The sequence below is a fragment of the Streptomyces vulcanius genome (assembly GCF_042653945.1).
GTDB classification, from domain to species: Bacteria; Actinomycetota; Actinomycetes; order Streptomycetales; family Streptomycetaceae; genus Streptomyces; species Streptomyces mangrovi.
Genome location: NZ_JBHSFK010000041.1, coordinates 26810 through 48682 on the forward strand (window position 1 = coordinate 26810; position 21873 = coordinate 48682).

The 21873-nt window shown below is 71.9% G+C and carries 19 protein-coding genes; 11 read left to right on the forward strand and 8 right to left on the reverse strand.

The window, feature by feature from the left end:
• Nucleotide 1: 1 nt before the first annotated feature.
• From ACFPIH_RS43245 to ACFPIH_RS43260, 4 genes are all read left to right on the forward strand, one after another.
• Nucleotides 2–685, forward strand: a complete 684-nt coding sequence (locus tag ACFPIH_RS43245; protein ID WP_381183843.1) for a type VII secretion system-associated protein — start codon at nucleotides 2–4, stop codon at nucleotides 683–685.
• Nucleotides 686–752: 67 nt separating this feature from the next.
• Nucleotides 753–1649, forward strand: a complete 897-nt coding sequence (locus ACFPIH_RS43250; protein ID WP_381183845.1) for a type VII secretion system-associated protein — start codon at nucleotides 753–755, stop codon at nucleotides 1647–1649.
• Nucleotides 1650–1985: 336 nt separating this feature from the next.
• Nucleotides 1986–5564, forward strand: coding sequence for a hypothetical protein (locus tag ACFPIH_RS43255; RefSeq protein WP_381183848.1), 3579 nt, complete (start codon nucleotides 1986–1988; stop codon nucleotides 5562–5564).
• A gap of 21 nt (nucleotides 5565–5585) precedes the next feature.
• On the forward strand, nucleotides 5586–6848 hold the full coding sequence (locus ACFPIH_RS43260) for an RICIN domain-containing protein (RefSeq protein ID WP_381183851.1): 1263 nt from the start codon (nucleotides 5586–5588) through the stop codon (nucleotides 6846–6848).
• Between the two features lie 71 nt (nucleotides 6849–6919).
• On the opposite strand, the gene ACFPIH_RS43265 is transcribed toward ACFPIH_RS43260, so the two are convergent.
• On the reverse strand, nucleotides 6920–7561 hold the full coding sequence (locus ACFPIH_RS43265; protein ID WP_381183853.1) for a response regulator transcription factor: 642 nt from the start codon (nucleotides 7559–7561) through the stop codon (nucleotides 6920–6922).
• A 208-nt stretch (nucleotides 7562–7769) separates the two neighbouring features.
• Nucleotides 7770–10856 (reverse strand): AAA family ATPase, encoded by a 3087-nt coding sequence (locus tag ACFPIH_RS43270; protein WP_381183856.1) that lies wholly within the window; start codon nucleotides 10854–10856, stop codon nucleotides 7770–7772.
• Between the two features lie 228 nt (nucleotides 10857–11084).
• On the opposite strand from ACFPIH_RS43270, the gene ACFPIH_RS43275 reads away from it, so the two are divergent.
• Complete coding sequence (locus ACFPIH_RS43275; RefSeq protein WP_381183859.1) at nucleotides 11085–14192, forward strand: helix-turn-helix transcriptional regulator; 3108 nt, start codon at nucleotides 11085–11087, stop codon at nucleotides 14190–14192.
• A 168-nt stretch (nucleotides 14193–14360) separates the two neighbouring features.
• Here ACFPIH_RS43275 and ACFPIH_RS43280 read toward each other — a convergent pair whose 3' ends face one another.
• The 5 genes from ACFPIH_RS43280 to ACFPIH_RS43300 form a co-directional block, all read right to left on the reverse strand.
• Nucleotides 14361–14510: a hypothetical protein gene (locus ACFPIH_RS43280; RefSeq protein WP_381183862.1), complete on the reverse strand. Its 150-nt coding sequence runs from the start codon at nucleotides 14508–14510 to the stop codon at nucleotides 14361–14363.
• 206 nt (nucleotides 14511–14716) lie between these two features.
• Nucleotides 14717–14860 (reverse strand): hypothetical protein, encoded by a 144-nt coding sequence (locus ACFPIH_RS43285; RefSeq protein WP_381183865.1) that lies wholly within the window; start codon nucleotides 14858–14860, stop codon nucleotides 14717–14719.
• A 324-nt stretch (nucleotides 14861–15184) separates the two neighbouring features.
• On the reverse strand, nucleotides 15185–16282 hold the full coding sequence (locus tag ACFPIH_RS43290; protein ID WP_381183868.1) for a Gfo/Idh/MocA family protein: 1098 nt from the start codon (nucleotides 16280–16282) through the stop codon (nucleotides 15185–15187).
• Nucleotides 16275–16667 (reverse strand): ester cyclase, encoded by a 393-nt coding sequence (locus tag ACFPIH_RS43295; RefSeq protein ID WP_381183869.1) that lies wholly within the window; start codon nucleotides 16665–16667, stop codon nucleotides 16275–16277. Before ACFPIH_RS43295 ends, ACFPIH_RS43290 begins: the two co-directional genes overlap by 8 nt.
• Before the next feature lie 140 nt (nucleotides 16668–16807).
• Nucleotides 16808–17413, reverse strand: coding sequence for a TetR/AcrR family transcriptional regulator (locus tag ACFPIH_RS43300; RefSeq protein WP_381183872.1), 606 nt, complete (start codon nucleotides 17411–17413; stop codon nucleotides 16808–16810).
• 148 nt (nucleotides 17414–17561) lie between these two features.
• On the opposite strand from ACFPIH_RS43300, the gene ACFPIH_RS43305 reads away from it, so the two are divergent.
• The 4 genes from ACFPIH_RS43305 (at nucleotide 17562) to ACFPIH_RS43320 (ending at nucleotide 20146) form a co-directional block, all read left to right on the forward strand.
• On the forward strand, nucleotides 17562–18533 hold the full coding sequence (locus ACFPIH_RS43305) for an aldo/keto reductase (RefSeq protein WP_381183875.1): 972 nt from the start codon (nucleotides 17562–17564) through the stop codon (nucleotides 18531–18533).
• Nucleotides 18534–18794: 261 nt separating this feature from the next.
• Nucleotides 18795–19256: a hypothetical protein gene (locus tag ACFPIH_RS43310; RefSeq protein WP_381183878.1), complete on the forward strand. Its 462-nt coding sequence runs from the start codon at nucleotides 18795–18797 to the stop codon at nucleotides 19254–19256.
• A 57-nt stretch (nucleotides 19257–19313) separates the two neighbouring features.
• A complete protein-coding gene (locus tag ACFPIH_RS43315) occupies nucleotides 19314–19667 on the forward strand; it encodes a helix-turn-helix domain-containing protein (RefSeq protein WP_381183881.1) in 354 nt (117 codons plus the stop codon).
• On the forward strand, nucleotides 19646–20146 hold the full coding sequence (locus tag ACFPIH_RS43320) for a transposase family protein (protein WP_381183884.1): 501 nt from the start codon (nucleotides 19646–19648) through the stop codon (nucleotides 20144–20146). The genes ACFPIH_RS43315 and ACFPIH_RS43320 overlap by 22 nt, the downstream gene beginning before the upstream one ends.
• A gap of 131 nt (nucleotides 20147–20277) precedes the next feature.
• Here the strand turns inward: ACFPIH_RS43320 and ACFPIH_RS43325 are convergent, their stop codons facing one another.
• Nucleotides 20278–20691: an arsenate reductase ArsC gene (locus ACFPIH_RS43325; protein WP_381183887.1), complete on the reverse strand. Its 414-nt coding sequence runs from the start codon at nucleotides 20689–20691 to the stop codon at nucleotides 20278–20280.
• A gap of 91 nt (nucleotides 20692–20782) precedes the next feature.
• Here ACFPIH_RS43325 and ACFPIH_RS43330 point away from each other — a divergent pair, with 91 nt between their 5' ends.
• Together ACFPIH_RS43330 and ACFPIH_RS43335 are read left to right on the forward strand one after the other, a co-directional pair.
• On the forward strand, nucleotides 20783–21091 hold the full coding sequence (locus tag ACFPIH_RS43330) for an ArsR/SmtB family transcription factor (protein WP_381183890.1): 309 nt from the start codon (nucleotides 20783–20785) through the stop codon (nucleotides 21089–21091).
• Nucleotides 21088–21867, forward strand: a complete 780-nt coding sequence (locus ACFPIH_RS43335; RefSeq protein WP_381183893.1) for an aquaporin — start codon at nucleotides 21088–21090, stop codon at nucleotides 21865–21867. The genes ACFPIH_RS43330 and ACFPIH_RS43335 overlap by 4 nt, the downstream gene beginning before the upstream one ends.
• Nucleotides 21868–21873: the final 6 nt, after the last annotated feature.

Sequence of the window (21873 nt, forward strand, 5' to 3'; positions counted from 1 at the left end):
AGTGAGCGAGAACAAGTTGAGTGAGTCCAGCGGCGCCCCCGCCCCGGCCGGCCCGGAGGTCGGCCCCGGAGTCGGCCCCGTACCGCCGGAGGATTTCGTCAGGGCCGCCAAGGCCGCGCCGAACCGCTGGCTCTACCTGACCGACCCCACCTGGCGCGGCGAGGCCCCGCCGCCCGAGTTCGCGGTGGTCGGCCAGTGGCGCTCCGACGCCGACGGCGAGATCGTCGAGTGGGTGGCCAACGAGGACTACCGGCCGTCGCCGGGGGCCCGGGGATGGCCCGAGCCCACCGACGACGTGGACCGTGCCATCCAGCTCGCCACCACCGGCTACGGCCCGCCGTCGGACGTCACTGCGGCCCTGGCCGGGGCCGAGGTGGCGATGCTGGTCACGGCGGACGGCGAGCCGGTGTGCGCGTCGGCCCCCGACGGCACGGCGGTCGTCCCGGTCTACACCTCGCCACGCCACCTCCACCGGACGGGGCCCCTTGGGTTCGAGCAGGTGCGGATCGCCGATGTCCTGGGCCGGATTCCCGAGGGGCACAGCCTGTGCCTCAACAGCTCGGCGGCGGTGAGCATGGTGCTGGCCATGGACGGGCTGGCGGAAGCGCTGGCCGAGGCGGCGGAGGCGGAGCCGGACGTACGGAGCGACGGGAGCGAGCCGACCGCGACGACCCGCCCCAGCTGACCCGACCCCGCTGACCAGTTGGACCAGCGACAGACCGACCACCGATCGCCCGAGGACCAGAGGACCAATGAGCGAGCCCACCACCGACACGACGGCCGCTGACGCGACCACCGAAGCCGACGCAGCCACCGCCGACGCCATAACCGCCGTCGCAGCCACCGACACCGACACGACCCCCAACTCAGCCGCCGACGCCTCGGCCGTCGCCTTCGACCCCGCCCCGCCCGAGGAGTTCGTCAAGGCGGCCAAGCTCCTCCCCGACCACTGGCTGTACTTCGTCGACCCGACCTGGCAGGGCAAGGGGGCACCGCCGGAGTGGGCGGTGGTCGGGCAGTGGCGCTCGGGCCTGGACGGCGAGATCGTGGAGTGGCAGGACAACGAGGCCTACAAGCCGTCCCCTGCCGCACAGGAGTGGCCGGAACCCCTGGACGTGATCGACGCGGCCATCCAGCTGGCCACGACCGGCTACGCCCCCGCCGACACCGTCACCCGGGAACTGGCCACCGCCGAACTGGCCGTTCTGGTCGGCCTCGACGGCACACCGGTCTCCGCCGCGACACCGGACGGGGAGGCCGTCGTCCTGGTGTTCAGCTCTCCCACTTTTCTCCACCGCTACGGGCGGCTGGCGTTCGAGCTGCTGAAGACCTCCGACCTGCTGGACCGCCTGCCCGCCGACCACAGCCTGTGCGTCAACCCGTCGGCGACGGTGAGCATGGTCGTCGACATGAATGCCCTCCGGGACGCGGTGGCGGAAGCCGAAACGAAGGCCGAAGCCGAAGCCGAAGCCGCGCCGAGGGTGCCGACGGAGAGCGGCTCCTTCGCGAACGAGGGGAGCGCCTCGGACAGCGAGGCCGCCCCCGCCGTCGACTTCGACTTCGATATCGGCATCGACGAGGGCGATGCGTGGCCCCCCGCCGAGTCCGCCCACCCGACCCCTGCCGCACCGAGTACCCGGGACAGCTGATCCACCGGACTGCCCCGCAGGACGGACGGCAGCCGCTGCCTTCTTGCAGCGCGGGCACGCGCGGCTCGGGAGACCTTCCTGGCGACTGATCCGTGGTCAACCGGCGGCCACCGCCGAGGCGGGCAGAGTTGGGTGGCCCCAGGTGCAATCACGCGCCGGTGCGCCGGTGTGCCGCCGCCCCGGCTCCCTAGGCTGCCGGTGTGCATGCCCGCCTGCCCCATCCGTCGGCGACGACGCCGAGGGTCCCGTACCGCACAACACCCCCTGCAACCCCACAAGGTGACGAACCATCATGAGTGAGACCGCAGCCCTGTCCCGGTTCCGGGCAGTGCGCCGGTGACCCGGAGCGGCCGTCGGTCGCGCTGGTTCGGCCAGGGCAGGGAGCGCCGCCCCGAAGCTGCCGCGCCCGGGGCGGAGTCGGCGCGGGCGGCTGCCGGGGCCGGGGACGGGCTGCTGGTGGAGGAGTACGACGGCCTGCGGCTGCTGCGTACCCCCGACGACGCACTGGACCCCGTCGACCTGACCGACCTGGTGCGGGCACTGGCCGGCGAGGCAGAGCACACCGTGACGGTCGTCTTCGGCGCGGGCGCGACGCGGGCAGCCGGGCTGTGGGCTCGTCTGGGCGCGGTCCTCTCGGTGCTGCGCGACGACCGCGTGGAGACGGTCCGGCTCGTCATGTCCGGGACAGGGGAGGGTCGTCCGGACCGTCCGGCGCTGGCCCGCCGTCTCGCGGACGGCTGGAAGCTGACGGTGATCGCGCCGGACGGCCCCGTGTCCGTGGTGCCCGGCGGCACGCTCTTCGCACACGGCAGCTGGTGGCGGTTCGCGCCGGGCGCCGAGCCGGACCGGCTCGGCGCCCGCCAGCCGGCCCCCGGCTGGCAGCCCGCCGTGGAGGAGCTGCCCGCACGCACCTCCGGCGGCTACGTGATCGACCCGATCCCGGCCGGTGTGCTGGCGCGCTCCGGGCAGGCGGCCGCCCCGCGCCCGGGAGACCTGTGCTACGCCGTCCCGGTGGATCCCCGGGGGCCGTTGGTGCTGCTGGGTATGCCGGAGGACGAGGACGTCCTCGGTGGGGAAGTGAGCGATCTGCTGGGCGAACTGCCCACGGCAGTACGGTCCACCGTACGGCTGGCTCCGGGCGGCCCACGGGACGTGCTGCGCACCGGGCAGGCCGTGGCCGAGCGGCTCGGCGCGGGAGTGGTGGTGTACACCGGGCTGCCGTTCCTCGGCCCCGGGGCCGGCGACGGGCCCGCGCCGGTGCGGTCGGTGCTGGTGGGCGCCGACGGGGAGCCGAAGTGGCGGCCTTTCGTGGACTCGGTGATGTGCCTGCCCCCGGCGGAGGACGGTACCGTCCCCACGCCGCGGCTGCTGCGCTGGGAGTCGCCGGTGACCGGCGAGCAGACGGGGACGGGCGTCGTGCGGCTGTCGGAGCACTGGCAGGCGACGGTGACCCGGGCGGGGCTGTACATCTCCGGGACGGAGGGGGAACCCTCGCCGGTGCACCAGCCGGTGGACGCCGAGAGTCCGACCATCGAGATCGGCCGCCCCGGGGAGGAACTCGACGCCTCGCTCTGGCCCGTGCTGTCCCAGTTGCTGGCCTCGCTGTGGCCCGACGTCCGCCGCCGGGTACGGCTGTACATGCGGGGCACCTGCCTCGACGGGGGCGCCGAACTCCGCCGTACGGCGGCCGAACACGGCATCCGCGCCGTCCGCTTCACCGCCCCGCCTCTCCCGGCCCCGCGTCGGGCGGCGGGGGTGGCGGGGGTGGCGGGGGCGACTCAGCGGGGCGGCCTGACGGCACCGACAGGCGCCCAGCAGGGCCGGATGGCGGGGGCCGGGCAGGGCGGCCAGGCCGCACCACCGGGGGAGCCGCAGGGGGCAGTGACACCGACCGGAGTTCCGCCCGCCCGAGCAACGGCACAGGCGGGGGGCTCGTCTGCCCGGGCGGCAGCACCGGCGGGTGCCCAGTCCGCCACCCCGACATCGGCGGGTGCCCAGCCCGCTGCACCGGTACCGGCGGGGGATCCGCACGGCACACCGGCACCGGAGGGTGCCCAGCGCGGCACACAGACACCGGCCGGGGATCCGCACGGCCGGACAACGGCACCGGCCGGAGGCTCGCCTGCCCAGACGGCGGCACCGACCGAGGAGCCGGCCCGGCTGCCCCAGGCCGGGGGGAATCCGGCCCCGCAGGCGGTACGGGCTGCCGCACCGGCCGAGGGCATGGGATCCGGCATGGTTCCGGCCGCTCCAAGGGCGACCGTACCCGCCGCACCTACCCCCGCCCGACCGCCGCTTGCCAGCGCCGCGCGCCAGGTCCTTGCCGAACTCAGCTCGGCGGACGGGCCGTTGGCCGAGCCCGAACCTCTCATGCGGCCAACTGCCCCCGTGCCGCGGACACGCACCCCGCAGCCGGAGAACCCAGCACCCGAAGGGCCGCTCCGCCCGGAGCGAAACCCCTCCCGCCCGACGCCGGAACGCGCGGAACGCACCGAGGCGCCGAAGCCACCGGATTCTCAGCTCCCGCCCGCCGAACCCACCGCACCTGACGGGCTGTTGGCCGGCGTCGACCGGTCGGCACGACCCGCCGCCCCCGCAGCGGCAACGGACGTCCTCAACCGCGCCGCCGTACCGGCGCCGGGCGCTCGGGAGCACCCGGAGGCGGTGGCACCTCAACTCCCGCCCGTCCGGGTCCCTACAACCACGCCGCAGCCCGCCGAAGCCGTCGAACCAATCGCAGCCGACGGGCCGTTGGCCGGTATCGATCCGGCGGCTCAACCTGCTGCCACCCCCGTGACGGCGACGGACACCCGCAACCGCGCCGCCGCGTCGGCACCGGAGCGCGCCGAGGCTCCTGCGCCGCCGGTCGTACCGGAACCGTCCCCGGTGCGGCCGGAGGGGAGCGACCCGGCGGAGGCCCGGCGCACGCCCGCCCCGAGCACCGCGACCACGCCGCCGCCCTCGGCAGAGGCCGGGGAGGCTCACCCGGCCCCCTCCCGTGGGCCGCACACATCGCCGCCCACCGAGCTGCCCGAGCACCAACGCCAGCCCACAGCCGATGAGTTGCCGGAACGATCCCGGCTGCCCGCGCCCGAAGGGCTTCCCGTCCCGTTCCACCCCGGGCACATCAGCACCGAGGACGAGCGGCGGGCGTTCCGGGAGCTGGCCGAGGGCGTGTGGGAGCGGCACGGGGCTGCCGTGGCCCGTGCCCTCATCCGGATGCCCGCTCTGCGCGCCCAGGAGCAGGAGGCCGCCCGCGCCGATGTGATCGCACTGCACATCTACCTGAACTCCCCGGACGGCCCGCTCGCCCCCGAAGCGGTCGTCCGGGGGCTGCGATGCGGTGACGAACGCCTTCTGCCCTACGTCGCCTGCCTCGCCTCGGCCCTCCGCCGCATGCCCTCCTACCGGGGTGTCGCCGTGCGCGGTGCCGGAGACGTGCCCCTCGACGACCTGGCCGCCTGCACTCTCCTGCGCGACCCGGCCCCGTTGGGCGCCGTGCCCGTCGGGGCCGCTGGACAGCTTCCCGGTGGGCCGCAGTACGTCATCTGGTCCGCGACCGGGCGGCGGGTCCGCCAGCTGACTGACCGCCCGAGCGACGGAGCGGGCGGCGAACAGGTGCTGTTCGCGCCGGGCACCCGGCTGCGCGTGCTCGACGTACGGCGGTCCGGACCGGCCCCGATGATCATGCTCCGCGAGTTGCCGGCCGGTGCCCCGGGCGCCTCGGGCGGTCCCCTCCCACAGCATCGCGAACTCGACGACGCCGACCGCGCCGTGCTCGTCCACCTGGACGACACGCTGCGCGGCCGGTCCCCCGCGCCCGGTGCCTATGCGTGGCCGGGCCTGTGCCATGGGCCGATCGGCCCGGCGCACACCACCCCGCAGGCGCCGCATACGGCGCCGCACGCCGACTGAAGATCCGAGAACGGAGACGACATGCCTCGTCAGGAGCGCACGGGACCCGGTGTCCCCGCGGTACGCCGTGCCATCGCGGTGCCCGCCGCACCGGGGGAGCCGGATGAGTCCCTCATGCCGCCGGTGGCCTCCGGTTCCCCTTCCGCCTCCTCGGGGGAGGCGTCCCGGGTGTCCGTTCCGGAAGGGACGTCCGGCACTGTTCCGGCTGCGTTGGGGGCCCGGTCCGGCGGCCCGGCGGGGGAGTCGTCCGAGACGTCCGGGGTGGCGGCAGCCGCGTCGGCCGGCCCAGTCGGATCAGTTGCCCCCACCGCAGCGACCGCTGCGACCGCAGCCGCGGCATCGGCCTCGGACGACGACACGCAGGTCACCGCGACCGTCGAGGCCGACGGCGACGACGGTGAGCCGCCCTCCGGCCGCCCGGCCAAGGCCCTGTTGGCGGGCGCGGGCATCGTGGGCGCGCTGCTGCTCGCCGTACCGCTGCTCTTCATCGGCGAGGACGACGACGACCGGTCCACCGAGCAGACCGAACGGGCCTCCGGTGTGGTGCTGCCGAAGCAGCTCCGACCGGGTGCGCCCACACCCGCCTACGGCACCGCGTCACCTACCGCGAGCCCCACTCCGACCACGAGCGCCGCCGGTACGGGCTCCACGGACACGGACCGGAACAAGCCGGGAATCCAGAGCGGGAGCCCCGCCGCCGCCCGGACGGAGAAGTCCGCCTCCACCTCCACCTCCGGCTCGAAGACCACGGCGTCACAGACCCCGAAGGCGGCGTTGACCCCCAAGGTGGTGGCGCAGCCCACCGTCGATATCGCCAATCGCAAGAACGTCATGCTGAAGAGCGCGGTCACGGGCATGTGCGCCGACCTGGGCGGCTCGGCCAAGGGGAAGCTCGGCGCCGGGGTCTTCCAGGAGTACTGCTACCGGGGCACCGTCGACAACCAGATGTGGGACTTCGAGAAGCGCTACGAGGGACTTGGCGCGGACGGGGCGGACGTCTTCCAGATCCGCAACGTCAAGGACGGCCTGTGCATGGACCTCCCGGGAACCGGCGCGGTCGCCATGCGTACCCACGTCAGGGAGGGCACCTGCACCGGAACCAAGGCCGACAACCAGCTGTGGTGGCTGGAGAGCCGGGGCAACGGCCAGTACTGGATCCACAACAAGGCCAGCAACGGCATGTGCCTGGAGGTGTGGGGCGAGGACGGCTCCGGCGGCCCCGACGCCCGGCTGGGCGTCTACCCGTGCAGCCCCACCGACGACCACGAGTGGATCGTCAACTGACCTGGCGTGACCTCACCTGAGGCCAACCGATCCGAGTCGGCACACCGGGCAGGACATGCCGGTGTGCCGGGTCAGATCAGGCCGGAGCGTATGGCGTGGGCCACGGCGTGCGCGCGGTTGCGCAGTTCCAGACGCTTCATCAGACCGGACAGGATGTACTTGATGGTGCGCTCGGAGTACGAGAGCAGTTCCGCGATCTCCGACAGCTCCTTGCCGTCCGCGATCAGCCGCAGCACATCCGCCTCACGTGGTGTGACACCCGAAGCCGTCAGGCCGTGCGGGGTGAGGACTTTGCGGTGGGTCCACTGGACCTGCTCCATGAGCACGCCCTGTAGGGCCGGCGGAAAGCTGCCCCCGCCCTCCGCGACGGTGATCAGCGCCCGCACGAACGCGGCGGGGGTGAAGGAGTCCCGCCACAGCACGGCACGTACCCCCCGGTCCACGGCGGTGAAGATGTTGGTCTGCCACTGCCGGCCGACGACGAGCACGAAGCGTGAATCACCGCGGTCGGACAGCGCGGCGAGCACGTCCAGGGTGCCGGCGTCGGCGGAGTCCACCGCCACCACCGTCACATCGGCCTCGCCGGTGCTGCTGGGCGGAACCTCGGTGATCCGCCGGTCGAACTGGAGGTGGTTGGCCAGTCCGACACGTATGACGGCATCGGGGGCGTGGATCGCCACCCGAACGGTGAGCGTGGACGCCGACCGGGGCATTCGCCCTCCACTGGGTACCAGGGTGACGGAACGACATCAGGCGTTGTGAAGGGCACGGATATCGTCGATGTCACAGATGTCACGGTTGGGGAATCAGAGCAACGGGAGGCCGATGCTGTCATGATCCCGCCCCACATCCGGCAGGCAAATACCACCCGTGCACCAAGGAATAGGGAAACCTGGCACGAGTTCTGCCACCCCGACAGGCTCACCGCACCGGCCAGGCCGGCGCACTGCTGGTCAGTACCGCCGTGGCCACCTCCGTACGGGACCGCAGTCCGGTACGGCTCAGCAGCCGCGTCAGCCGGTTGGCCACCGCGTCCTCGCTCACGCGCAGCACCGAGGCGATCCGGCGGTTGCTGAGGCCCTCCGTGATCAGGGTGGCGAGCAACTGCTCGTTCTCGACGGTCACCTGCCGACGATCCGGCACGGCCAGCCCGGCCTCACGCATCGCCGTACGGGCATGGAATCGCCACAGCGCGGCACCGACCTCGCCGAACAGGTCGTACGCCTCGTACAGCAGTTCCTCGTGGCCGGCCCCCGAACGGGCGGCGGACACCAGGACGACCGCCGTCTCGAACGGCTGCTCACGCGCGCGGGCCAGCTCCACGGCGGCCGGCAACCGCTCCCGTCCACAGTCAGGACCACCGGGGCCGCCCGCAGCCGCGACCCGCGCCGACGTCAACAACCACAACAACCGGGTCCGTTCGCCCCCGGTGCGCTCCGTGAGCGTCTCCAGGTTCGCCAGCGCGTCGGCCGCCTCGGGGACCCGCCCGGCCTCCGCGAGGAGTTCGGCCAGGAGGGCCCACAACTCGTCGGTGCCGTAGGCATGTCCGCGCTCGCCCGCCACCGCCAGTGCGCGGCGCAGGATCCGCTCGGCCTCGCCCGCCTCGCCGAGGGCATGCAGCACCTCGGCCTCGGCCTGGTCCAGGAAGAGTTCCAGCGGCCCTTCGCGGTGGTTGCGCGCACTGTCCAGCAGCCGTCGCGCACTGGTGGCGCGCCCCTTGGCCAGGAGCATGGCGGCCGTCCGGGCGGGGAGCAGATGGTGGCTCGGCGCCGGGTTGAACGCCTGCCGGTTCGCCAGCATCCAGCGCGCGACCGCCAGCGCCTCGTCCCAACGCCCTTGAAGGTGCAGCCACAGGAAGCGGGTGTACGGCGGCATCCACTCCGGCGACAGACCGCGGAAGGCCAGCAGTCGCGTCGTACCGTGCAGATCCCGGGCGCCGAGGAGCTGATCGGCCGCGGCCATGCTGAGAGCGTGCTTGGAGTCGGGCGTCATGTCAGGCCCGTACGGAGCGCTCAGCAGCTGCCAGAACCGCTCCGGCCGGCCGAGCACCCACTCGGCACAGACCCGGAACCACTCGGGGTTCCACTGCTCACGGGTGCCGGTCCGCCACACCGGCTCGGTCCGCAGCAGCACATCACGCGCCTCGTGCCACCGCTCCGTGTTGCCGAGCGCCAGCGCCTGGCCCGTCAGGGCCGCTATCGGGGGCAGCGGCAGGTCCCGCCACCAGTGCGCGGAAGCCATCCGGGACACCTGCGCCCAGTCCTCCGAGGCGGCCGTCGCGGCGACCAGCAGCAGGGCGACGTCCTGGAGCAGGTCATCGGTGAGGCTGTCGGCGGGGTCGCGCAGGATCTCCTCACCCGTGGCCCGCGCGCGCGAGTAGTCGCCGACCACGTAGGCGGCCTTCGCGTACCGCAGCAGCATGTGTTCGCGCGCACCGGGATCCTCGATCAGGTCGAGGGCCGCCCGCAGGTACCGCAGCAGGCCCGGCCCCTGGACATCGGGAAGCAGCCGATCCGCGGTCCGTACCAGCTCTGCGACGGCCCGCTCCCGGTCGACCAGCACACCCGCGTCCGCGATCCGGTCGGCCGGATAGGTCACGGCATCGGCCTCGGCCAGCAGGCCGCCGCCGCCCGCCTCCGCGGGCAGGTGCTCGCCCCCGGTCCCTTCACCCCACAGCTCGGACACCGCCGCAGCCGACAGCCGCGCCCGTTCCAGCGGCCCGAGCCCTTCCCGGACGGTGTGTTCCACCAGAGGCAGGCGGAACATCCAGCCCCGGACGCGCCGACCACCGTCGCACGGCCCCTCCGAGCCGTCCGCGCCCTCCTCCGGCTGCGCCGGTTCCGTCAGTTCCGCCACGATCCCCGCGCAGCAGAGTGCACGCAGCGCGGCCCACGTCTCCTCGGCGGACAGCCCGGTCACCGCCGCCGTGCGGGTCGGCGCCGCCCGGCCCAGCGGCCACAGGATGCTCAGCGCCCCGGCCACCGTCCCGTACGGCTCACCGAGCGCCCGCAGTTCCGCGACGAGCGGGTGGTCGTACGGCAGCAGCGGCACCGGAACGCGGACGCTCAGGAAGGCGTGGCCGTCGGCCACCCGGATCGCGCCCTCCCGTACCCACCCGGTCAGCAGGGCGTCGACCGCCGCCGGCACACCACGGCCGAACTGGTGCACCCGCCGCACCAGATCCGGCTGCGGAGTCGCCTGCAACCGCCCGGCCACCATGGCGGCGACCTCCGGCTCACCGAGCCGCCGGAGCACGAGGGAGTACGAGGACAACTCGCCCGCCAGCCGGTCCACGGGCCGCCGACTGCCCGACCCGGCCGACGCGTTGCCGACCCCGCCCTCGGATTCGGCCCCGCCCTCGACCCCGCCCTCGGCCTCGACCTCGCCGTCGCCCCCGACGCCTGTCCCGCCCTCGCACGCCGTTCCACGCTCGACGACGGTGACCAACAGTCGGACGTCCGGCGGAAAGAGACCGTCGCCGCCGTTTCCGCCCAGCAGGCCGAGGGAGTCGGCGTCGGCATGTTCGGCGTCCTCGATCACCACGACCGTCGGCCTCGCACCCCTTGCCTGCCCCGATGCGACCGCCGCACCGAGCACCAGGCGCATCGCCACCGGATCCCCCGCCTCGACAGCGGCCAGCGCATCCGTGTCGGACCGCACCCTGCCTCGGCCACGCCCGGCCCCGGGCCCGGCCGACCGTGCCATGGGCAGCGCCCGGACCAGACGCAACGCCAGCAACAGAGGGTGTTCCGTGTCCCCGACCGCACAGGCCAGCGGCAGCACCGCGACCCCCTCCGTCCGGAGCCGCTCCCCGAGCGTCCGCACGAACGCGCTCCGTCCCACGCCCCGTTCACCCCGGACGACGACCAGACGCGGCCCGTCAGGATCCCTCAGTCGCGTATGGACATCCCCCAATTCCTCGTCCCGGCCGACCACTTGCTCGTACGAATGGTCCAGCCGGGCGGCAGTGCCGCCCGGGACCAGCTCGGTGTTTCTCCGACCTGCCACAGTCCGTGCTCCTAGTGCCGCGTGCGTTGCCTGGGCAGGCCGATTCCCCGTGCCGGGGCAAACCCGGTCGACCGGACCGTAAGGGCGACTGCAATTATTGCTGCGCCCGGTGCGTAAACGGCTGGGACCGCCACGCGATCCCCTCTGGACGTGGGACGTCGTCGGAGACCGAACGGCGGGGCCCGGCTGTCCGGGCGAAGGAAGCGACGAACGAAGCGAGGAGTCGCCGTGCCGCCGAACCCCTTACCCGTGGCGCACTCCGGTCCGATCGGCCGGGACACCGAGATCGCCGCGATCGCCCGTGTCCTGCGCGCCACCACCGAACCCAGCACGCTGCTCGTCACCGGCGGACCCGGTTCCGGGAGGACCACGGTGCTGGAGGCGGCCCGGTCGGCGGCGGTGGGTGACGGTGTGCGCGTGCTGCGACTGCCCGTACCGGCCGCCTTCGAGGGCCGGAGCACCGACGGACCGCCGAACCCCGGTGACCGGGACGAGGAAGGGGCGGCGGTCGCCGCCGGACCGCTCGCCGACGCGGTGTGCGGGCTCCTCGCCAAGATCCGTGACACCCGCCTCACGGCCCGGGTGAACGCCGTACGCCGCGCCCGGTCCCGACTGGCCGAAGACCGCCCCGCGCCCCACGCGGATCCCCAGGCCTCACCCGCAGCGCTCGCCGTCCTGGCCGCGCTGGGCGAAGCACTGACGACCGCCGCCCAGAGATCCCCGCTCGCTCTGATCGGCGACGGCATGGAACGGCTGCCGCCCGCGACGGTCGCCGCCCTCGCACTGCTGCTGCGGGTGTTCCGCCCGGCGGGCCTGCCGGTGGTACTGGCCGCCGGGCCACCGCACGCACCGGGTCACCCGCCGACTCACCGCGAGGACAGCGGCTCGCCCCTGCTTGCCGCGGTCGACCAGGTCCTCGACCTGCCGCCCCTGCATCCCCGAGCCGTGGCCGAACTCGTCGAGCGTCGCCTGGGCCGGCCTGTGGAACGGGAACTGGTCGAGGCGGTGACCCATGACCTCGGCACCCTGGCGGGCAACCCCCAAGCCCTCCTGGCCCTCCTCGCCGACCTGGCGGACAGCGCCGCACTGCCGGAGGTGGACGGCCGACTGGGTCCCCCGCAGGCCCGTGGCGCCGTCACCCTCCCCCTGCCGGTCACCACACATGCCGACGCCCTGATCCGTCTCAGCCTGACCCGTCTCGGCCTGATCCGTCTCACCCGGCAGGGACACCCTCACCCCGGCCGCACGGCGACGGAAGCGGCAGCCACTCTGGCCCACCTCACCCACCGCGCCGAACTGTCCCTGCCCGACCTGCACCGCCTGACAGCCACCGGCACGGACACCGGCACCTCGCACACCGGGACGTCGGCCCAGGCCATGGACACCCTGTTCCGAAGCGGCGTACTCACCCTGGACCGCGACCGGGGCGAACGTATCGCCTTCGCGGTGCCCGCGCTGGCCACCGCACTGCTGACCCTGCCCCACCCCGGCCACCCCTCGCGCACGGTCCCCGCACTCCACGCGGCCGTGGTACGGCCACTGGCCGACCGCCTGGGCCCGGCTGCCGCAGGAACCGGCCACCCCCGGCTCGCCGACCATGTGACAGCCGCGGGCCAGGCCCTGGAGGACGCCACAGCCATCCCGCTGCTCCTCGCCGCCGCCCGCAAGGACACCCGCGCGGACCAGCCCCGCGCCTTGCGCGCCTACACATCGGCGCTCCGCCGCCTGCCTCCGGACGACCCCCGCACCCCCGACGTACTGCGCCGGGCCGCCGCACTGGGTCTGGCCCGCGCGGCCCACGCCGAGGTCATGGAACTGGAGCAACCCCTGCGCGCGGCCCTGGAAACCGCTCCGGACACCGCCCGGCACGACCGGCACAGCGCCGAGGCCACCGCATCTCTGCACTTCACCGCGCAGGCCTGGACCCTGTCCGCCCTGCACGAGCACACCCTCCCGGCCGATCCCCCCGGCCACCGCGCGCTGACCGCCGAACTGCTCGCGGCGGCAAGCCGGTACGGAATCGGCCCGGAGGCTCCACCCGCCCCCTGTCCGACCGCGACACCGGCCCGAACCTCCGAAGCGCCGCTGCCCACCCCGGCCGAACTGCGCCTGCTGTCCGCAGCCACAGGCAACCGCACCCCGTGGAACCGCGCCCGCCGTGCCCTGCCCCCGGAGGCGCTGGACGGGGCGGCCGAACTCCGGCTGCGGGCAGCCGCATCGTACGGCGACCTGGCAGGCGGCCTCCGAGCGGTGCTCGGCGACCGCTACCGCGCCACGGGGAACAGCGCCGCCGCCCGCCACCACGCCATGGTCCTCGCCTATCACACGGGCGACTGGGACGCCGCCCTGTCCACAGCCCGACGCATCGAGGCCCGAACGCGCGCCACGCACCCCGTCTCCACTGCCGGTCACCCGGCCGTGCGCGCCCTGGCAGCCGAAATCCACTGCTTCCGGGGCGACCTGGCACGGGCCCGCAGCTGGCTGGAACTGATCCCCGACACGATCGCCCACCCCTTGGCCGCCCGGGTCCGCCTGACGGTCCGCTCCTGGTCGGGACGCCCGGACGAGGCCCTGGAAGGCGCCTGGCGGGATGTGGCACGGGCGCGGGACGAGGCCGGCCTGGCAGCAGGCACGGAACGGCTTCTGCTGCGCATCCTGCGCTTCACCCTGGACAACGGACCGCACAACGGTCCGAACGGCCGTCCGCACAACGGTCCGAACGGCGGTCCCGGCGGCGGTCTCGACGTCGACCGGCCGGAGACCCGACGCGTCGTACGGGAACTGACGGCTCTGCACGACGAGACGGGCTCCCCCCTGGCGTACGAGGCACTCCTTCTGGCGCGAGGCGTGGTGCACCGGGACACGGAGAGCGCGCGAGCGGCCCACACGTCCGCGAGCGGGCGCGGTGACTTCCCGCTGGCCCTGGAGTGCTCCCGCGTCCTGGCGGACCTCGACACCGACCCCAAGCCCTGGCTGGCCGACATCGCACGGGCGACGGCCCGGCTGGGCATAACGGGCCCTGCCCGCACCCCGCTGTCCGGTACGGCTCACCGCAGCGGCATGCCAGGGCCCCGCCGCCCGGCCGGGCCGGGCCTGAGCGAGCAGGACGTACAACTGATCACGATGGTCGGTGAAGGCGCGACCAACCGTCAGATCGCCGCCCGCCTGGCATGCAGCGAGAAGACCGTGGAACTACGCCTCACCCGGCTCTTCCAGCGCACCGGCCGCCGCTCCCGCGTCGAACTGACGACAGCCTGGCTGGACGGCGCCCTGATGCCCCGCGACGAAGGGGAGGAGGAGCGGACAGACCGGCGATCACGCGGTCGAAAACCGTAGCAAATGGTTACCGAACGGCTACCCGGTGTGCCTGGGGGGGTGTTGTCTGGAGAGGGCAACGTCCACTCCAGACAACGGACTTCGTTTCTCTGGAAGAACCCGAGTTTCTTCGGGCTGTAGGAACAGAGAATGTTCTTCGTCTGCTGGTGGTACAGCGCTTGCAAGCCCCTAGGAGGCCAGCCAGTGCGCCGCCCGATAGGACACCAGTTCGTCGAATGCGTCGTCATCGGTGTCCGCGGCGGCGAGCAGATCTGGCAGCCTGCGTCCGGAGAGGACGATTCCCTCCCGGGCCCGTGAACTGGCCGAAGCTGAGGTCAAGTTGGCGCGCCGCGAGCGGAATGTGAACCGGCTGCACTGGATGTCAAACGGAAGATCGACTGCCGCTTCTGTGCCATGGAGCGCAGGTCTCGCAGCTCGGAGACTCACGCCCGTGAGCCGTTCGTCGGATCCAGTTCGTCGTCGCCCGTCTCCGTGAACTCTCGGGCGCGTCGGCGGACATGACGGCGGAGAATTCAGGGAGCCAGTCACGAGGGCCGGACCGAAGCCAAGGTCCTCTCGGTCTCCCGGCCGACCGTCGGATCCGCGACGGAGCGCCAGATCGAGCTCATCTGCACGATGCGGTAGAGCCGCTGCGGAGTGGGGGTGCCGATCACCAGATGCGCGTCCACCCATCGCAATCATCGAGAGCCGCATTACGACGTTCCCCTATTCGTCAATCCAGCTCATTGAGACCTGTGCAACATGAAGTACGCAGGTCACGGGTCTGGTGTGCAGGGCGGGCGGGGTACTCGCGCTGGTCGTCGGCGGGTGTCCATGGTGAAGATCGTCTGACCTGTCGCCAGGGCCGTTGTCGGGTTCTGCTGCGCCGAACGCCACGCTCGCTCGTGTCCGCTCTCGATCGGTCAGCGTGCGGCCGAGTATGCCGGCACACATGGCAGGGGCCGATGTGGCGAAGTGATGTCGGACAGTGTCGAAATCGACTGGCTGCGCGCCTAAGGATGGAGGGCTTTTCGTTGGCCTGTGGCGGCGGAACGTACGATCGCGTCAAGGAGTCGGTGGCGCTTGACGGCGTGGGTGAAGTCCGGGGCGACAGCCGTTCCGTGGATGAGGTCGTCCCGAATCGCGGCGTAGGCGTGCACCAGCGTGTGGATCACTGTTCCGGCCAGGCCGGGATAGTCGTCGTAGCCGCTGGGCAGCGTGACCTTCGTAGGCCGACCGCCGCTGCGTGTGCCACACACCGTGACCGGACCGATGTGCGGGAACTCGGCGGCGGTAATCTCGAGTCTCCCCTCCGTGCCGTCGATGATCAGAGAGAACCCTGCACCCGATGCCGCGCCTCCACGGTGGTGGACGGACAGGATCGCCCCGCCCGCCACGGTGCCCGAGATCGCGATCTGGTCCTCGGCGGTCATCGGAACGACCTGCCCGGTGCGCCCGAGGGGAACGTGGCGGCGCCGGGTCGCGGTCGTAGCAACCACTTCCTGAAGCTCGCCGACGACCATCGACACCAGGTCGATCGCGTGTCCGAACGCGATGGTCAGCATCGTGGCCCCGAGCTTGCGGTCGAGCGTGTAGACCATGTTCTGAGACACCGGAGTGCCCCATTCGGTCGAAGACGCCACGACGGTGGCGGAGAGCACTTCCCCCACGAATCCTTCGGACACGAGGTCGGCCAGCCAGCGGAAGGTAGGCGAGGAGCGTCCCTGAAGACCGACGAAGGTGCGCGTCGTCCCGGCGGCACGCTCCATCTGCTCGGCCTCGCGCAGGTCGACGGCGAGCGGCCACTCGGAGAGCACCGGCACTCCCGCCTTCAGCACGGGCAACACGAGTTCGCGATGCTGAGGCACTTTGACGGCGACAACAACGAGGTCGACGTTCTCGTCGCCGGCGAGCTGCTCGACCGACGTGTACGCGGGTACGCCATACGCCGCTCCCGCGGCCTGGGCCGAGGCTTCGGAGCTCGCCGCCAGCGCGCGAAGCTCGATCCCGTCGACGGCGCTCAGCGCGGGCAGGTGAGCCCCGGCCGCCCAGCCTCCCGTGGCGCTCAGGCCGACGATGCCGACGCCGATCGGCTTACGGGGGTCAGGCACCGAGCTGCCGCCTCAGGGTCTCGGCGTCGTGCAGGGCTGTCATGTGCACGAACCGCCCGTCACGAACCTGGTAGATGGCGTACTCGACGATCTCGAACGAGGCGCCGGTGGGAGCCACGCCGAGCCACTCCTTGGCGGGCGTGCCCGTGTTGGTCAGACGGGCGGCCAGGCGATCACCATCGACCGCGATCTCCCGGGGCTCCCAGTGGAAGTCCGGGACCGCGTCGATGTCGCCGTTCAGCACAGCGATGACCTGGTCCCGAGTGCCCGGCTCGCCGTTCAGGGTGGTCTCGTCGTTGATGAACTCGTCCATGCGGTGGATCTCGTGGGCGTTGAGCGCCCCGATGTAGCGCAGGTAGAACTCGCGCAGGTCGGTGTCGGACATGATCCCCTTCTTCGGCCGCCGGAGCGGAGGTCATGCTCTGCTCGAAACTTCTGTCCCGGACGGTACCGAAGTTTTGCCGCACCGTCACGGCCCTCATGCGAGGAGAATGTCTCACCGGGGCGAGCGAAGGGGTGCAGCCGCTACGCAGGCCAGCCGAGCAACGCCGTGTCGACGATCTCATCGAGCTCAGCAGGACCGAGGCCGTTGGCGGCCTGCACTGCGATGCCGAAACCCATCGTCATGATGAACCGGGCAAGACGCCGAGGGTCGGCGTTGCCCGGAAGATCACCTTCGTTGACGGCGCGCCGGAAGCGCTCCTCAAGGCGGACCCCCGCGTCGTTGCGCCAGTCGACAAGCAGGTCGTGGACGGCCCGGCTCTCGTCGCTCGACGCCAGCGCACCCTGCACGGTCAGGCACCCGGAGGGGCCGCCGGGAGGGGTCGTGGTGCAGACCGCTCCGCGGAGGAACGCCAAGGCCACAGCCCGTGCGGTGGGCTCCTCCAGGGCGCGCGTGGCGTAGGCGGCCGGCCCCGCGCCGTAGCGCTGGAGGGCCTTGCGGAACAACTGCTCCTTGTTGCCGAAGGCCGCATACATGCTCGTCTTGGTGATCCCCATGGCGCCGGTCAGTTCAGCGAGGCTTGCACCTTCGTAACCTCGCGCCCAAAACACCCGCATCGCCCGCTCCAGCGCCTGGTCGATGTCGAACCCTCGAGGCCGACCCATAACGGCCCTACGGGAGTCACCCATGCCACAAGCGTACCACTCGGTACAGATCCCCGCTGACCAGCAGTTTCATCCCCGCAAGGTGGCGAACGCAATTCAGTACCGGTCGGTCTTGATATGCTACTGTTCTGCACCGACCGGTACTGAACTATTGGGAAGGGAAGTCCGCGCCATGAAAACCATTTCGCTCGGCAGCCTCAAGGTCTCGCGCATCGGTCTCGGAGCCATGGGAATGTCGGCGTTCTACACCGGCGCCGGCCAGTTCGACGACGAGTCGATCCGCACGATCCACCGCGCTCTGGACCTCGGGGTCACCCATATGGACACCGCTGAGGGGTACGGCCCCTTCATCAACGAGGAGCTGGTCGGCCGGGCCGTGCAGGGGCACCGGGACGAGGTCGTGCTGGCGACCAAGTTCGGACTGATCTCCCACACCGGTGGCTCGGCTCCGGACAGCACCCCGGCCAACATCCGCCTGGCCGTGGAGGGATCACTGAAGCGCCTGGGTACCGACTACATCGACCTCTACTACCAGCACCGGGTGGACCCCGGCACGCCCATCGAAGAGACCGTTGGCGCGCTGGCCGAACTGGTGACCGAAGGCAAGATCCGCCACATCGGCCTGTCGGAGGCCGGCCCCGCCACGATCCGCCGCGCTCACGCCGTGCATCCGGTCGCCGCGGTCCAGTCCGAATACTCGCTGTGGACCCGCGACCCGGAGGCCGGGATCCTGCCCGTCCTGCGCGAACTGGGTATCGGCTTCGTGCCGTACTCCCCGCTTGGCCGCGGCTTCCTGACCGGCAACATCCGCTCCCTGAACGATCTTGACACCGACGACTGGCGCCGCACCAACCACCGCTTTGCCGACGGCAACCTGGAACGCAACCTGCGAATCGTCGACGAGGTCCGGGCCGTAGCCGCCGAGATCGACACCACGCCCGCGCAGGCCGCCTTGGCCTGGCTGCTCGCCCAGGGTGACGACATCGCGCCCATCCCCGGCACCAAGCGAATCGCCCGGCTGGAGGAGAACGCCGCCGCCGACCACATCGAGCTCACCGCCAGCCACGTCGCCCGCCTGAACGACCTGCCCCCGGCCTCCGGTGAGCGCTACGACGCGGACAACATGGCCGCCATCGACCGCTGATCGAAGACGTACCACCACGCACGCCGCGGGTCGGCATCCGGGCGAAGAGTGCCGCATTCCCAATGAGACTGTGCAACATGAAGTACGCAGGTCACGGGTCTGGTGTGCGGGGTACTCGCGCTGGTCGTCGGCGGGTGTCCATGGTGAAGATCGTCTGACCTGTCGCCAGGGCCGTTGTCGGGTTCTGCTGCGCCGACCGCCGTGCCCCTCCTACGATCCCTGACCGGGCCGGTGCCGGGAGAGCGCGGGGAGGGCGTGGGGATGCTGGAGCTGGAGCGGATCACGGCTCGCCGGAATGAACTGGACACGCTCGCCGAGGAGTTGGCCAAGCAGCTGGCGGAGGTCCAGGCCGAGCGGGAGGAGTTGGTGATCGCCGAGCGGGTCCTGCACCGGCTGGCCGAACAGGACCAGGCTGTGACGGAGGCCGCCACGGCCGTCGCCCCGACGGCGGCCCGGGTGGCGGGACGGGCGGTTTTGCTGATCCCGCACCGCGGCGGGACGGGCGATGAGGCCGCGCTGCCCGCTGACTACCGCAAGATCCTGGCGATCGTGCGGGCTGCCGACGGCCCGGTGCAGGTCAGGGCCGTCGGCGAGGAGCTGGGCCTTGAGGTGACGGTGCGCGGGAAGCTGGAACCGTTGCGGGCGAAGATGACCAAGCTCGCCGACCGCGGCTGGCTGCACAAGCGTCCTGAGGGCAGATTCGCCGCACGCTCCCAGGCGTAGGGAGGCGGGCGCCGACGTGGCGTAACTGGCTGGCCCCCGGCGGCAGTTGAGTTTGGTGTGAAGAAAAACAACCATCCCGTCGAGGGCCCTGACGGCCTTGTCTACACTGCCCGCCTGCCGCTGTCGAGTGCCACCCTGAACTGGCTCGCCGGCCTGATCCGCGGCCACCTGAAGAAGATCAGGTCACGGTGGCGGGCCCTGCCTCCGGGACGGATCGCCGCCCTCGTGCTGGCCGTACTGCGCTGTGACCAGCGGCCGGGTGATCTGGCCGGTGGCAACGGGATACACCGCACCACTGTGACCCGGTGGGTCAGGGAAGTCGTCGGCCTGCTGGCCGCCCGCGCCTGGACCGCGCCCTCAAAAAGATCGCCCGCAAGGGTGGCGGGACGGTGCTGCTGGACGGCACGCTGATCCGCACCCGCCGGCGCTCCGGCAAAGAGAACCGGAAGAACTACTCCGGCAAGAGCAAAAGCCATGGCCTGCTCGTGATCGCGCTCACCGACGATCGCGGCCGGCTGCTCCGGGTCTCGGCGGCCCGGCCCGGACGGACCTCGGAGATCACCGCCTGTCGACACGACCAGCTCACCGCCAAGCTGCTGGCGGCCGGTCTCGGGGCGATCGCCGACCTGGGCTTCGTCGGGCTCGACGACAGCGGCCCCGACACCGGCCCCGCAGTGATCACCGGTTACAAGGCCGCCCGGAACCGGCCCCTGACACGAGGACAGAAGCTGTCGAACACCGCACTGGCAGCGGTCCGGGCACCGGTGGAGCACGGCTTCGCCCACCTCAAAAACTGGCGCGTGCTCGGCAAAGTCCGCACCGACCCGACCTGGGCGACCGCCCTGGTCAGGGCCCTGCTCGTCCTCACGAACCGCGAAGTGTCCCGGTGATCGACGATCTTCACCGAAGTCATCCACCCACGACCAGCACGAGCATCCCGAACCCCGCGCACCCCAGCTGGAGGGTGGCGGTGTATCCGGCGCCGGAGCCGATGGCGATGAAGTGCGGCTGTCCGTCGTGCTCACCTCTGGGGCTGTCGCGCGATCTCCTTGATCAGGCCCTCGACCAGTACCTTGATCTCGTCCCGGATCGGGCGGACGGCCTCGATGCCTTGGCCCGCCGGGTCCTCCAGCTGCCAGTCCAGGTACCGCTTGCCGGGGAAGACGGGGCAGGTGTCGCCGCAGCCCATGGTGATGCAGACGTCCGACTCCTTCACCGCGTCCACGGTGAGGATCTTCGGAACCTCGGCGGAGATGTCGATGCCGACCTCGGCCATGGCCTCGACGGCGGCCGGGTTGACGCCGGCGCCCGGGTTGGAGCCGGCAGAGCGGACCTCGACACGGTCCCCGGCCAGGTGGGTCAGCCACGCGGCGGCCATCTGGGAACGGCCGGCGTTGTGGACACAGACGAACAGCACGGAGGGCTTGGTGGACATCAGAGGTCTCTCTTGTCTCACTGCGACATCAGGTGCGAATGACATCAGCACCCGGTGGTGTCAGCCACCACTGATGTGACAGTATCAGCCCATGATGATGTCAGTCGACACTGATCTGATCCGGGTTCTGGCCGACCCGCTCAGGCTCCGGATAGTGACCTTGCTCGCCAAAGAAACGCTGTGTACCACTCACTTGGTGGAGGAGACCGGTGCCCGCCAGACCAACCTCTCCAACCACCTGAAGGTGCTGCGAGAGGCCGGGGTCGTCGAGACGGAGCCGTGCGGCCGGTACACGTACTACAAGCTGCGCCCGGACGTCATCGCCCAGCTCGCCGGTCAGTTCGCCGAGCTGGCCGAGTCCGCTCGCGCGGCCGCAGGGAACAAGAGGGCCTGCCCATGACCCCCGCCGAAGCGGCCTCGACCGCGGAGTCCGCGACACCCTCTGCCGAACCCACGTCCGTGCGGCCGGCGCCGGGTGCCACTCCGCCGCGTAACCCGCTGGTCGCCCGGGCCGCCGCCGAACTCATAGGCACGGCGCTGCTGGTGGCGGTCGTGGTCGGCTCCGGCATCCAGGCCACCGAACTGACCAAGGACGTCGGCCTGCAACTGCTGGCCAACTCCACAGCCACAGTCTTCGGCCTCGGCATTCTGATCCTCCTGCTCGGCCCGGTCTCCGGCGCCCACTTCAACCCCGTCGTCACCCTGGCCGAGTGGTGGACCGCCCGACGCGGCGGCGCCGGGGTCACCCTGCGCGAGGTCGCCGTCTACCTGCCCGCGCAGATTGTGGGAGCGATCGCGGGTGCGATCCTGGCGGATGCGATGTTCGGCGAGCCGCTGGTGAAGTGGTCCACCCACGACCGCTCCGCCGGACACCTGCTCCTGGGCGAGGTCGTCGCGACGGCCGGCCTGATCCTGCTGATCTTCGGCCTGGCCCGCGCCGACCGTCTGCAGTTCGCACCCGTGGCCGTCGCCTCCTACATCGGCGCCGCCTACTGGTTCACGTCTTCCACATCCTTCGCCAACCCGGCGGTGACAATCGGCCGTGCCTTCACCGACACCTTCGCGGGCATCGCCCCCGGCTCGCTCGCAGGGTTCATCGGCATGCAGCTCATCGGCGGCGTAGTCGGACTGGCCCTGGTGGCCATCATCTTCATGCCCGGACGATCGGCCGAGTGAGCCACA